The organism is Streptomyces sp. NPDC002754 (assembly GCF_053592315.1).
In genome coordinates, this window is sequence record NZ_JBSFVM010000014.1 from 66,458 (window position 1) to 79,124 (window position 12,667).

Annotated in this window: 11 protein-coding genes; 9 read left to right on the forward strand and 2 right to left on the reverse strand. The window is 68.8% G+C overall.

From position 1 onward, the window contains the following. Window positions 1–3: 3 nt before the first annotated feature. From ACWD2L_RS25490 to ACWD2L_RS25515, 6 genes are all read left to right on the forward strand, one after another. Complete coding sequence (locus ACWD2L_RS25490) at window positions 4–861, forward strand: siderophore-interacting protein (RefSeq protein ID WP_351345477.1); 858 nt, start codon at window positions 4–6, stop codon at window positions 859–861. Window positions 862–1,023: 162 nt separating this feature from the next. Then, entirely contained in the window at window positions 1,024–2,466 is a 1,443-nt protein-coding gene (gene desA / locus ACWD2L_RS25495; RefSeq protein WP_351345474.1) for a lysine decarboxylase DesA, read from the forward strand. Further along, window positions 2,450–3,745 (forward strand): lysine N(6)-hydroxylase/L-ornithine N(5)-oxygenase family protein, encoded by a 1,296-nt coding sequence (locus tag ACWD2L_RS25500; protein ID WP_351345471.1) that lies wholly within the window; start codon window positions 2,450–2,452, stop codon window positions 3,743–3,745. The genes desA and ACWD2L_RS25500 overlap by 17 nt, the downstream gene beginning before the upstream one ends. Further along, window positions 3,742–4,302 carry a GNAT family N-acetyltransferase gene (locus ACWD2L_RS25505; RefSeq protein WP_351345468.1) on the forward strand — a complete coding sequence of 187 codons (561 nt, stop codon included), beginning with the start codon at window positions 3,742–3,744 and terminating at the stop codon, window positions 4,300–4,302. Before ACWD2L_RS25500 ends, ACWD2L_RS25505 begins: the two co-directional genes overlap by 4 nt. Continuing rightward, window positions 4,299–6,071 (forward strand): IucA/IucC family protein, encoded by a 1,773-nt coding sequence (locus ACWD2L_RS25510; RefSeq protein WP_351345465.1) that lies wholly within the window; start codon window positions 4,299–4,301, stop codon window positions 6,069–6,071. The genes ACWD2L_RS25505 and ACWD2L_RS25510 overlap by 4 nt, the downstream gene beginning before the upstream one ends. A gap of 96 nt (window positions 6,072–6,167) precedes the next feature. Further along, complete coding sequence (locus ACWD2L_RS25515; protein WP_351345462.1) at window positions 6,168–7,028, forward strand: DUF4429 domain-containing protein; 861 nt, start codon at window positions 6,168–6,170, stop codon at window positions 7,026–7,028. Window positions 7,029–7,164: 136 nt separating this feature from the next. Here ACWD2L_RS25515 and ACWD2L_RS25520 read toward each other — a convergent pair whose 3' ends face one another. Then, window positions 7,165–8,748, reverse strand: a complete 1,584-nt coding sequence (locus ACWD2L_RS25520) for a purple acid phosphatase family protein (protein ID WP_351340997.1) — start codon at window positions 8,746–8,748, stop codon at window positions 7,165–7,167. A gap of 201 nt (window positions 8,749–8,949) precedes the next feature. Between ACWD2L_RS25520 and ACWD2L_RS25525 the strand changes: the two genes are divergently transcribed. Further along, entirely contained in the window at window positions 8,950–9,207 is a 258-nt protein-coding gene (locus ACWD2L_RS25525) for a hypothetical protein (protein ID WP_351340994.1), read from the forward strand. 17 nt (window positions 9,208–9,224) lie between these two features. Next, complete coding sequence (gene glmS, locus ACWD2L_RS25530; protein WP_351340991.1) at window positions 9,225–11,042, forward strand: glutamine--fructose-6-phosphate transaminase (isomerizing); 1,818 nt, start codon at window positions 9,225–9,227, stop codon at window positions 11,040–11,042. 287 nt (window positions 11,043–11,329) lie between these two features. Here the strand turns inward: glmS and ACWD2L_RS25535 are convergent, their stop codons facing one another. Further along, entirely contained in the window at window positions 11,330–11,854 is a 525-nt protein-coding gene (locus ACWD2L_RS25535) for a universal stress protein (protein ID WP_351340989.1), read from the reverse strand. Window positions 11,855–12,214: 360 nt separating this feature from the next. Here ACWD2L_RS25535 and ACWD2L_RS25540 point away from each other — a divergent pair, with 360 nt between their 5' ends. Beyond that, on the forward strand, window positions 12,215–12,523 hold the full coding sequence (locus ACWD2L_RS25540) for a hypothetical protein (protein ID WP_451191562.1): 309 nt from the start codon (window positions 12,215–12,217) through the stop codon (window positions 12,521–12,523). The last annotated feature ends 144 nt before the right edge of the window (window positions 12,524–12,667 follow it).

Here is a 12,667-nt window from a genome sequence, read left to right on the forward strand (position 1 = left end):
CCCATGACGACGACGACCGAAGCCCCCGCTGTCGCACCTTTCCGATTCTTCGATCTGCAAGTGGTCCGCACGCGGCGGCTCGGTCCGTCGCTCCTCAGGGTCACCTTCACCGGGCAGGACCTCGCCGACTTCCACGGCGGCGGCCGGGACCAGTCCCTCTCCCTCTTCCTGCCGCACCCGGGCCAGGACGCCCCGGTCATGCCGCCCGTCACGCCCGGCGAGGACGGCCGCGCCTGGCACGCGGCGTACCGGGCGATCCCGGACGGCGAGCGCGCGATCATGCGCTCGTACACGCTGAGCGGCCAGCGCCGCTTCCCCGCGGAGGAGGTCGACATCGACTTCGTGCTGCACGACGACGACCCGTCGACCTCGGGCCCCGCCTGCCGCTGGGCCCGCGCCGCGACCCCCGGGGACCGGGCCGTCGTGCTCGGCCCGGCGATCGCCGACAACGCCGCGGTGCGCTGTCAGCCCCACGACGACTTCGACCACATCCTCATGTGGGGCGACGAGACGGCGCTGCCCGCCGCGCTCGGCATCCTTGCCTGGCTGCCCGAACACGTCTCGGCGCACGTGTACTTGGAGGTTCCGCACCGCGCGGACATCCAGCCGATCATCACGCTCGCGGATGTGGACGTGACCTGGCTGGTCCGTGACGAGGGCGCACCCTCGGCCGTCGACGCCGTGCGCTCCGCGCGGCTTCCCGAGGCCACAAGTCCGTACGCCTGGCTGTCCGGTGAGTCCGGGGCGATGAAGGAGCTGCGGCGGCACCTGGTGCGCGAGCGGGGGTACGACAAGCGGGCGGTCACCTTTGTCGGGTACTGGCGGCGCGGCATGAGCGAGGACGCGCTGCGGGCGGCGTAACGCCCGTAGGCGACTGGACATTCCAGCCATACCAGCCACGGAACAGGGGGCGGGGTCGCGAGCCAAAGTTAGGTTAGGCTAACCTAATCCAAGGGCTCGCGACCCCGCCCTTTTCCTGCCCCACCCGGGAACCACCCCCCCACAAACCCGGAGGAACCGTTCATGCGCTCGCACCTGCTCAACGACACCACCGCGGAGCTCTACCGCAACTCCGTGACCGAGGGAGTCGAGCGGGTGGCGGCCAAACTCGCCACCACCACAAGGCCGTTCACCGGCGTCACCCCGGACGCTCTCGCCCCCACCGTCGACGCCGTAGATCTGGACGAGCCGCTCCAGGACACCATCGCCGCCCTGGACGAGCTGGAGGACGTCTACCTCCGCGACGCCGTCTACTTCCACCACCCCCGCTATCTCGCCCACCTCAACTGCCCGGTCGTCATCCCGGCCGTGCTCGGCGAGGCGATCCTCGCCGCGGTCAACTCCTCGCTCGACACCTGGGACCAGTCCGCGGGCGGCACGCTCATCGAGCGCAAGCTCATCGACTGGACCACCGGACGGATCGGCCTCGGCCCCGCCGCCGACGGCGTGTTCACCTCCGGCGGCTCGCAGTCCAACCTTCAGGCGCTGCTGCTCGCACGGGAGGAGGCCAAGTCGCAGGACCTGTCCACGCTCCGCATCTTCGCCTCCGAGGTCAGCCACTTCAGCGTCAAGAAGTCCGCGACGCTGCTCGGCCTCGGCCCGGAAGCGGTCGTCTCCATCCCGGTCGACCGGGAGAAGCGCATGCAGACCGTGGCCCTCGCCGCCGAGCTGGAGCGCTGCCGCGAGAACGGCCTCGTCCCCATGGCCGTCGTCGCGACCGCGGGCACGACCGACTTCGGCTCCATCGACCCGCTGCCCCAGATCGCCGAGCTGTGCGCCCAGTACGACACGTGGATGCACGTCGACGCCGCGTACGGCTGCGGGCTGCTCGTGTCGAACAAGAACCGGGACCGGATCGACGGCATCGAGCGCGCCGACTCGGTCACCGTCGACTACCACAAGTCCTTCTTCCAGCCGGTGAGTTCGAGCGCGATCCTGGTCCGTGACGGGGCCACGCTGCGGCATGCCACGTACCACGCGGAGTACCTCAACCCGCGCCGTACCGTCGCCGAGCGGATCCCCAACCAGGTCGACAAGTCCCTGCAGACCACGCGCCGCTTCGACGCGCTCAAGCTGTGGCTGACGCTGCGCGTGATGGGCGCGCAGGGCATCGGCGGCCTCTTCGACGAGGTGTGCGATCTGGCGTACGAGGGCTGGCAGTTGCTCGCATCCGACCCACGCTTCGACGTGGTCGTGGAGCCGAGCCTGTCCACGCTCGTCTACCGCTACATCCCGGCCGACGCCACGGACCCCACGGACATCGACCGCGCCAACCTCCATGCCCGCAAAGCCCTGTTCGCCTCCGGTGACGCCGTCGTCGCGGGCACCAAGGTGGGCGAGCGCCAGTACCTGAAGTTCACTCTGCTCAACCCCGAGACGACCCTCGAAGACATCTCGGCCGTCCTCGACCTCATCGCCGGCCACGCCGAGCAGTACCTGGGAGACACCCTTGACCGCGCATCCTGAGACGACGAAGAAGAGCGTCCACGACTTCATCGGGATCGGACTCGGCCCCTTCAACCTCGGTCTCGCCGCGCTCACCGAGCCGATCGACGAGCTGAACGGGCTGTTCATCGAGTCCAAGCCGGACTTCGAGTGGCACTCGGGGATGTTCCTCGAGGGCGCCCACCTCCAGACCCCGTTCATGTCGGACCTGGTGACGCTCGCGGACCCCACCTCTCCGTACTCCTTCCTCAACTACCTGAAGGAATCGGGGCGGTTGTACTCGTTCTACATCCGCGAGAACTTCTATCCGCTGCGCGTCGAGTACAACGACTACTGCAAGTGGACGGCCGCCAAGCTGTCGTCCATCCGCTTCTCGACGACCGTCACCGAGGTGCACTACGACGAGGCGGCCGAGCTGTACCTCGTGCACACCGACAAGGGCGAGACCCACCGGGCCCGCCGCCTCGTCCTCGGCACCGGCACCCCGCCGTACGTCCCCGAGGCGTGCCAGGGCCTCGAGGGCGACGGGGTCGTCCACAACTCCCGCTACGTGCAGCACAAGGAGCAGCTCCAGAAGAAGAAGTCGATCACGCTGGTCGGCTCCGGGCAGTCCGCCGCCGAGATCTACTACGACCTCCTCGGCGAGATCGACGTGCACGGCTACCGGCTGAACTGGGTGACGCGTTCGCCGCGCTTCTTCCCGCTGGAGTACACCAAGCTCACGCTGGAGATGACGTCCCCGGACTACATCGACTACTTCCACAAGCTGCCGGAGCAGACCCGCTACTCCCTGGAGGAGCGGCAGAAGGGCCTGTTCAAGGGCATCGACGGCGAGCTGATCGACGCCATCTTCGATCTGCTCTACCAGAAGGGCCTGAACGGTCCGGTGCCGACGCGTCTGCTCACCAACTCGGCGCTGCGCACGGCCGGTTACGAGTCCGCCACCGGCACGTACACCCTCGGCCTGCACCAGGAGGAGCAGGACAAGGAGTTCGAGCTCGAGACCGAGGGCCTGATCCTCGCCACCGGCTACAAGTACGCGACGCCCGCCTTCCTGGAGCCGGTCAAGGACCGCATCCGCTGGGACGGCAAGGGCCGCTACGACGTCGCCCGCAACTACTCGATCGACACCACGGGCCGCGGCATCTTCCTGCAGAACGCGGGCGTGCACACCCACTCGATCACCAGCCCCGACCTGGGCATGGGCGCCTACCGCAACAGTTACATCATCGGCGAGCTGCTCGGCACCGAGTACTACCCCGTCGAGAAGACCATCGCGTTCCAGGAGTTCGCAGCATGAGCACGACCACCCGCACGCTGGGCAAACTGTCCCTCCGACCCGTCGACGCACAAGGCGACGCCGAGCTGCTGCACCGCTGGGTCACCGACCCCAAGGCCGCCTACTGGCTGATGCAGGACGCGAAGCTCCAGGACGTCGAGCGCGAGTACATGTCGATAGCGGCGCACGAGCACCACGACGCGTTCCTCGGCCTGCACGACGGCGAACCGGCGTTCCTGATGGAGCGCTACGACCCGCGGTACGTCGAGCTGGTCGGCCTGTACGAGCCCGAGCCCGGCGACATCGGCATGCACTTCCTCACCGCGCCCTCCGACGTCCGCGTCCCGGGCTTCACGCGCGCCGTGATCACGACGGTGATGGAACACCTCTTCGACGACGCCTCGGTGCGACGCGTCGTCGTCGAACCCGACGTGGGGAACAAGGCAGTTCACGCCCTGAACGAGGCCGTCGGCTTCGTCCCCGCGCGTGAGATCGACAAGCCGGAGAAGAAGGCGCTGCTGAGCTTCTGCACGCGCGCCCAGTTCGAAGCGGCCACGGGAAGGACCACCGGAGCATGAGCATCGCCGACGCCGCCACCCACCTCTCCCCCGAGCGCTGGGCCGAGGCCAACCGCCTCCTCATCCGCAAGGCCCTGGCCGAGTTCAGCCACGAGCGGCTCCTGATACCGGAAGCGATATCCGGCGGCCGGTTCTCCGTCCTCAGCGACGACGGCCTGACCCGCTACGAGTTCACCGCGCGCCGCCTGCGCCTCGACCACTGGCAGGTGCCCGCCGACTCGATCACCCGCCACCGCGACGGCGCCGAACTCCCGCTGAACGCCCTGCAGTTCTTCATCGAACTGAAGGAGAGCCTCGGCCTCAGCGACTCGACGCTCCCCGTCTACCTGGAGGAGATCTCCTCCACACTCTCCGGCACCTGCTTCAAGCTGACGAAGCCGTACCTGTCCTCCGCCGAACTCGCCGCCTCCGGCGACTTCCAGGCGATCGAGACGGGCATGACCGAGGGCCACCCCTGCTTCGTCGCGAACAACGGCCGCCTCGGCTTCGGCATCCACGAGTACCTCTCGTACGCCCCCGAGACCGCAAGCCCCGTCCGGCTGATCTGGCTGGCCGCGAGCCGCGAGCGCGCGGCGTTCACAGCGGGCGTGGGCCTGGAGTACGAGTCGTTCCTGCGCGCCGAGTTGGGCGACGCCACCCTGGAGCGCTTCGACACGGTCCTGCGCGACCAGGGCCTCGACCCGGCCGACTACCTCCTCATCCCCGCCCACCCGTGGCAGTGGTGGAACAAGCTCTCCGTCACCTTCGCCGCCGAGATCGCGCAGCGGAACCTGGTGTGCCTGGGCGAGGGCGACGACGAGTACCTGGCGCAGCAGTCGATCCGCACGTTCTTCAACAAGAGCGAGCCCTCCAAGCACTACGTGAAGACGGCCCTCTCGGTCATCAACATGGGCTTCATGCGCGGCCTTTCGGCGGCGTACATGGAGGCGACGCCGGCGATCAACGACTGGCTCGCGAACCTCATCGAGAACGACGAGGTGCTCAAGGAGACCGGCCTGACGATCATCCGCGAGCGCGCGGCCGTCGGCTACCGGCACCTGGAGTACGAGGCCGCCACCGACCGCTACTCGCCGTACCGCAAGATGCTGGCGGCGCTGTGGCGGGAGTCCCCGGTGGACTCGCTCGGCGAGGGCGAGCGCCTGGCGACCATGGCGTCCCTCCTGCACGTGGACCGCGAGGGCAAGTCCTTCGCGGGGGCCCTGATCGAGCGCTCGGGCCTGACCCCGCGCGAGTGGCTGAAGCCCTACCTGAAGTCGTACCTGACGCCCCTCCTGCACAGCTTCTACGCCTACGACCTGGTGTTCATGCCGCACGGCGAGAACGTCATCCTGGTCCTGGACGAGCAGGGCGTCGTCAAGCGGTCGATCTTCAAGGACATCGCCGAGGAGATCGCGGTGATGGACCCGGACGCGGTCCTGCCGCCCGCGGTCGAGCGCATCAAGGCCGAAGTCCCCGACGACATGAAGCTGCTCTCCATCTTCACGGACGTCTTCGACTGCTTCTTCCGCTTCCTCGCGGCGAACCTCGTCGAGGACGGCGTCGTGGACGAGGAGACGTTCTGGTCGGCGGTCGCGGACTGCGTGGGCGACTACCAGGGCGCGATGCCCCAACTGGCCGAGAAGTTCGAGCGGTTCGACATGTTCGCCCCCAACTTCTCCCTCTCCGCCCTCAACCGCCTCCAGCTGCGCAACAACGAGCAGATGGTCGACCTGGCGGACCCGTCGGGCGCCCTGCAACTGGTGGGCGACCTGGAGAACCCGATCGCCTGACCCCATCGCCTGCCCCCATGACCGGGTAGGGGCTCGGGAGACGGTCCTCCCGGGCCCCTTTCCCGTACGAGGCCTTTCTCGTACGAGAATGGCGGCATGGCGGAAATCATCCAGCGCGACGGCACCTGGACGTATCTCGGCGACACGCTGCGGCTCGTGCCGGGGCGCGACAAGGGCGTGCACCCGCTCCGCAAGGCGCTGGGCGAGCTGACCGTGCCGCTGACGGCGCTCGCGGGCGCCTCCTTCGAGCAGGGCAAGAAGACGGGCCGACTGCGCCTGCGGGACGGCGCGGACCCCCTCCTCCACGCGACCGGCGGCAAGCTGACCGAGGGCGCGGACCCGTACCAGCTCACCGTCGAGTCGGACCGCTACGGCGTCGCGGAGTACTTCGTCGACGAGGTCCGCAACGCGCTGCTCCTGGACGAGATCCCCGCCTCGCCCTGCCCCACGTACCTCCTGCCGGGCCCCGCCGTACCGCTGTCCGTCTCCGCCGGGGACGGCACGGCGAGCTTCGACGGGGAGCGGGTGCGCCTGGAGTGGAACTGGAAGACGGAAGAGGCCAAGTCCTCGGCCGGCACCCGGGTCCTGGCCCTCTCCGACATCACGGCGGTCGAGTGGCAGCCGGCGATCGGCCTGGAGAACGGCTGCCTCCGCTTCACGGTCCGCTCCTCCCCGACGAAGGCACCCCCGAAATACGACCCCAACTCCATCGAACTCTGGGGCTTCAAGAAGGACCCGCTGATGGCCCTCGTGGCAGCGGCGGTCCAGGCCCGCCTTCCCCGTCCGGGGCCGACCGGGGCCGTGCCGCCGGTCCCGGTCCCGGAGAAGACTCCGCCGGAGGACGATCACGACGCCCTCCTCCGTCGCCTCCGGGAGTTGGGCGACCTCCACCAGGCCGGGGTCCTGACGGCCGACGAATTCGCCACGGCCAAGTCAGCGATCCTGAAACGCATGTGAGAGCGGCACCGCCCCAAAAGATCGGGGCTCTGCCCCGTACCCCGCTGCTCAATCGCCGCAGGGGCTTAAAAGACCAAGCCCCGCCGGCGATTGAGGCGCGGGGTCCGGGGCGGAGCCCCGTGGCCGTGACCAGCTACTAGGCCCGCACCTTCCGCGCCACCACGAACCGGTCCACCTCCGCCCCCGTCTCCGCAAGCCCCCGCACGGTGAGCCTCGCCATCCGCCCCACAGACGCCGGCTCCACATCCACCCGCAGGAACGAATAGTTGGTGTACCGCACCCGCGACCAGTCCACGGTTACCGCCTTCTTCCCACCCCCGTCCTGCGTCACATACGACGCGAACGGATCGACGACCTTCTCGTGCCCCTCGTACGAATCCTCGACCGGGAACTCGTAGAGCCCCTTACCCGCCGCCCCAGCGGTGACGTACACGACGCCATCCGTCTCCGGATACGCCGTCCCCCCGATCGGCAGCTCCTTGGTGACCTTGTCCCCCTTCAGCACATCCGTCCGCTCGTAGACGTGGTTGTGCCCGTTGATCACAAGGTCGACGGTGTACTTCTCGAACAGCGGCACCCACTCCTTGCGCACACCCCCCTCCGAGGCGTGCGCGGTGGCGGTGCAGTAGGCGCAGTGGTGGAAGAACACCACAACGAAGTCGATCCCGGACCCGGCGGCCCGGAACTTCCTCAACTGCCGTTCGAACCACGTGGTTTGGGTCCCCCCACTCACGCCGAGATTCGCCGGGATCTCGTACGAGACATCGTTCGCGTCGAGCGAGACGACGGCCGTGTTGCCGTGCACGAAGGAGTACGCGCCCGGCAGGTTCTTCGGGTCGGGCCCGTTCGTCGGCGGCGCGAACCGGGCCTCCTGGCTCCCGTACCCGTTCGGCGAGTACCAGGCCTCCATGTCGTGATTGCCGTACGACACCATCCACGGCACGGACTTGGCGACGGTCTCCGTCTGCGCGAGGAACTGGTCCCAGGTGCGCGCGTCGAACGTGTCCGTCGTCTTCCCCTGCCCGGAGGGGTCCGCGTACGCGATGTCGCCCGCGTGCAGGTGGAAGGCCGGGCCCTGCGCGAGGATCAGGCTGTCGTTGGCGAGCGCGTGGTAGCTGACGCCCTGATCGCCGAAGGCGGTGAAGGTGAACGGCTGCGAACGGGCCGGAGCGGTCGTGAACGTCCCGATGGTCCCCGCGAACCTCGGCGACGCCGGATCGAAGCCCCGGTGCCCGACCCCGTAGTAGTACGTCCTGCCGGGCTTGAGGTGGGTCAGCTTCGCGTGCACGTAGTACTGGGTGTGGTCGGCGCTCGTACCGACGCCCGCCGGGGTGTACAGCGCCCGCAGCTCCGCCGGGATCCTCCGCGACAGCTCACCGGCGCTCGACCCGACCCTGATGAACGGGTCCTTGACCGCGACCGGCACCTGCCAGGACACGGTCATCGCGGTGCGCGCGTCGTCGCCGTACGAGAGGTGCCGCCCGAAGGGCGCGACCAGCGCCCCGTCGACGGCCTCCGTGACGGCCGGGGCCGCCGCCGACCTCGCCGGAGCGGCGCTCGCGGCACCCGGCACGAACACACCGCCCGCAATCGCGCCGAGCGTGACGGCGCCGCCGCGCATCATGGTGCGGCGGGAGAACCGGCTGCGCAGATACTCGTGCTGCTCGGCGAGGGGCCGGTCGGCGAGCTCGGCGGGTACGCCCATACGTGGAATGTCCATGCCCGGAAAGATGTCCGAACCACCTATCCACCAGGAATACTCCGGATGAACGCGACCACACGATTGAGCCCCGCCGGCGATTGAGGCGCGGGGCCCGGGGCAGAGCCCCGCAACCGCACCCGACGACCACCCGAGCGAATTCTTGCCCGATATCGGGCAGATTTCTTGCGAAACCGACCCGCAACCCCGAGGATCGGCTGCGTGCACGAGGAACTTGTCGATCACCTGACGCGCAGCACCGCCCTGAGCCGGGGCGAGGCGCTGCGGGTGGTCCAGGACGTGCTCGCATACTTCGACGAGCCGACGGAGGACTACGTCCGCCGCCGGCACCGCGAACTCCAGGGTCAGGGCCTGGTGAACGCGGAGATCTTCGAGCGGATCCTGGCGGATCTGCGCTACCGGGCGGTGTCGCCGCCGGAGCTCTCCCTCCGCCAGCTGCGCCGCATCGTTTACGGCTGAGGGGAATTTCTCTACTTATGTGCGGAATCGTCGGTTACATCGGCAAGCGTGACGTAGCGCCGCTCCTTCTCGAAGGACTGCAGCGCCTGGAGTACCGCGGTTACGACTCCGCGGGAGTCGTCATCACCAGCCCCAAGGCCACCGGCCTGAAGATGGTCAAGGCCAAGGGCCGGGTGCGTGACCTGGAGGCGAAGGTTCCGGCCCGTTTCAAGGGCACCACCGGCATCGCCCACACCCGCTGGGCCACGCACGGAGCCCCCTCCGACCACAACGCGCACCCGCACATGTCGTCCGACGACAAGGTCGCGATCGTCCACAACGGCATCATCGACAACGCCTCGGACCTGCGCGCCAAGCTGGTCGCCGAGGGCGTCGAGTTCCTCTCCGAGACGGACACCGAGGTCCTCACCCACCTCATCGCCCGCTCCCAGCTCACCGAGCTCGAGGACAAGGTCCGCGAGGCGCTGCACCTGGTCGAGGGCACGTACGGCATCGCCGTCGTGCACGCCGACTTCCCGGACCGCATCGTGGTCGCGCGCAACGGCTCGCCGGTCGTCCTCGGCATCGGCGACAAGGAGATGTTCGTCGCCTCCGACATCGCCGCACTGATCACCCACACCCGCCAGATCGTCACGCTCGACGACGGCGAGATGGCCACGCTCAAGGCCGACGACTTCCGTACGTACACCACGGCCGGCACCCGCACCGCCAACGAGCCGACCACCGTGGACCTCGAGGCCGCCTCGTTCGACATGGGCGACCACGACACGTACATGCACAAGGAGATCTCCGAGCAGGCCGACGCCGTGGACCGCGTGCTGCGCGGCCGCATCGACGACCGCTTCTCCACCGTGCACCTGGGCGGCCTCAACCTGGACGCCCGCGAGGCCCGCACGGTCCGCCGCGTGAAGATCCTCGGCTGCGGCACCTCGTACCACGCGGGCCTGATCGGCGCCCAGTTGATCGAGGAGTTGGCCCGCATCCCCGCGGACGCCGAGCCGGCCTCCGAGTTCCGCTACCGCAACGCGGTCGTGGACCCCGACACCCTCTACATCGCGGTCTCCCAGTCGGGCGAGACGTACGACGTCCTCGCGGCGGTCCAGGAGCTGAAGCGCAAGGGCGCGCGGGTCTTCGGCGTGGTCAACGTCGTCGGCTCGGCGATCGCCCGCGAGTCGGACGCGGGCGTGTACGTCCACGCGGGCCCGGAGGTCTGCGTCGTCTCGACGAAGTGCTTCACGAACACGACAGTCGCCTTCGCCCTCCTGGCCCTCCACCTGGGCCGCATCCGCGACCTCTCGGTCGCCGACGGCAAGCGCATCATCGAGGGCCTGCGCAAGCTGCCCGCCCAGATCACCGAGATCCTCGCCCAGGAGGCGGAGATCAAGAAGATCGCCGAGGAGTACGCGGACGCCCGCTCGATGATGTTCATCGGCCGCGTCCGGGGCTACCCGGTGGCCCGCGAGGCGTCCCTGAAGCTCAAGGAGGTCTCGTACATCCACGCGGAGGCCTACCCGGCCTCGGAGTTGAAGCACGGCCCGCTGGCCCTCATCGAGCCGGCCCTCCCCACGGTCGCGATCGTCCCGGACGACGACCTCCTCGAAAAGAACCGCGCCGCGATGGAGGAGATCAAGGCCCGCTCCGGCCGCATCCTGGCGGTCGCCCACCAGGAGCAGGAGAAGGCCGACCACACGATCGTCGTCCCGAAGAACGAGGACGAGCTGGACCCGATCCTGATGGGCATCCCCCTTCAACTCCTCGCCTACCACACGGCCTTGACCCTCGGCCGCGACATCGACAAGCCCCGCAACCTGGCCAAGTCCGTGACGGTCGAGTAGGCGGATAAGCCCCGCCGGCGATTGAGGCGCGGGGTCCGGGGCAGAGCCCCGCAACCGCAACCCCGCCGCCGCGCAACAAAAACCCGCCAAACGGGCCCCGTACGCGCCACCATGCGCACGGGGCCCGTTCCGAGAGGGCCGGGGCCGCCCATTGCCCCGCCCCTTGGCCCACTGCCCGGCACCCCGTATTTACCCTTCACAAGGGCACAAAGCACCTCTACGCGGCAGTAGATTTATCCAACGACGCGCCGTCAACCACACTCCCCCGAGCGGGACTTGCGCACCGACTACGGAATGACGATGACAGGCCGCTGCGCCCGCCGCGCCAGCCGACCCGCGACCGAGCCGAAGAGCCGCCCGACGAGCCCGTGGGTCGACCCCACGACGATGGCGTCGGCCGAGTACTCGTGCCCGACCTCCTCCAGCTCGTGGCAGATGTCGCCACCACGCTCGACGAGGATCCAGGGCACCTCGGACAGATACTCCGCACAGGCGAGCTCGAGCCCCAGGACTTCCGTCCGGTGATCCGGCACGTCCACGAACACGGGCGGTTCACAGCCCGCCCACACCGTGGTGGGCAGCCGGTTGGCCACATGGACGATGATCAGACCCGAGCCCGAACGATGGGCCATGCCGATCGAGTACGCGAGGGCCCGCTCGCTCGATGTCGAGCCGTCGAAACCGACGACGACCCCGTGCTTGAACGCGGGGTCACAGGCTTGACGTGTCTCTTCCGCCGCTCGGGGCGTCGCCGTGGGATCGGCGACCTGCCGCTTGCGGTCCGCGGGTTCAGGGATTTCGTGACCGGCCATGAGTGTCTCGGCGTGTACCTCGTGGGCCTCAAAAGAGGGGACGAAAACTGATCGGCGGAGCTGTGTCCGGGAATCATCTTCCCAACCCCATACCCCCAAGGGTACGGCGACACTCCTTCTCTGCCCAGACTCTGCGTCCGAGCCCAGAGCCGCGCCTTCGTTCGTCGATGGTCTCGCTCCGCCACGTTCAGGGGAGCATGCACGAGGGCCGACCGTATGGCAATGGTTGCTGCCCCGTACAGGCGGATTGCGCACTCAACTGGGCGTCCGCCGTCCTTCGACCCAGTGACCCCGGTCGGTCGGCGGCGTTGAACTCGCGTACCGAACGACACAGGGGAGCGCGCAGTGCCCGGACCGACCATCGCCCAGCGTCGGGGCGTCCCGGCCCGCCCCGACGCGCCCCTGCCCGCACGCTGGGCCGCGTTCAGCTGCGTCCTGGTGCCGCTCGTGCTCGTCTGGTACGGCTCCTCCGCCGCGGGCGCCGGCGGCGCCGCCCTGGGTCTGGCCGCGATCACCGCGGCGTGCCGCGTACTCCTTGGACAGTCGGAGCGCGGGGCTGCACAGTTGCACAGTGAACAATGCCGGGCGCATGGTGACGGGAGCGGCGGGGCCGGACATGACGCACAGGACGACACGCGCCCGGCCGGGTGGGATACGCCCGTTGGCTGACCGGTTTCAACGCGGCGCTCCGATAATTTTCAGCCAACTTGGGCCAGCGGACCTTCCCTTGCGTTTCACCTCCTCCAACCCCCTTGCCACCAGGGCGGAAACCGCGACGAAAAGCGCTTCCGCCCTACGGGGACCGGCCACGGA

Coding starts and splice junctions, on each gene's coding strand:
- ACWD2L_RS25490 (WP_351345477.1), top strand. CDS start 4: ATGACGACGACGACCGAAGCCCCCGCTGTCGCACCTTTCCGATTCTTC.
- desA (WP_351345474.1), top strand. CDS start 1,024: ATGCGCTCGCACCTGCTCAACGACACCACCGCGGAGCTCTACCGCAAC.
- ACWD2L_RS25505 (WP_351345468.1), top strand. CDS start 3,742: ATGAGCACGACCACCCGCACGCTGGGCAAACTGTCCCTCCGACCCGTC.
- ACWD2L_RS25510 (WP_351345465.1), top strand. CDS start 4,299: ATGAGCATCGCCGACGCCGCCACCCACCTCTCCCCCGAGCGCTGGGCC.
- ACWD2L_RS25515 (WP_351345462.1), top strand. CDS start 6,168: ATGGCGGAAATCATCCAGCGCGACGGCACCTGGACGTATCTCGGCGAC.
- ACWD2L_RS25520 (WP_351340997.1), bottom strand. CDS start 8,748: ATGGACATTCCACGTATGGGCGTACCCGCCGAGCTCGCCGACCGGCCC.
- glmS (WP_351340991.1), top strand. CDS start 9,225: ATGTGCGGAATCGTCGGTTACATCGGCAAGCGTGACGTAGCGCCGCTC.
- ACWD2L_RS25535 (WP_351340989.1), bottom strand. CDS start 11,854: ATGGCCGGTCACGAAATCCCTGAACCCGCGGACCGCAAGCGGCAGGTC.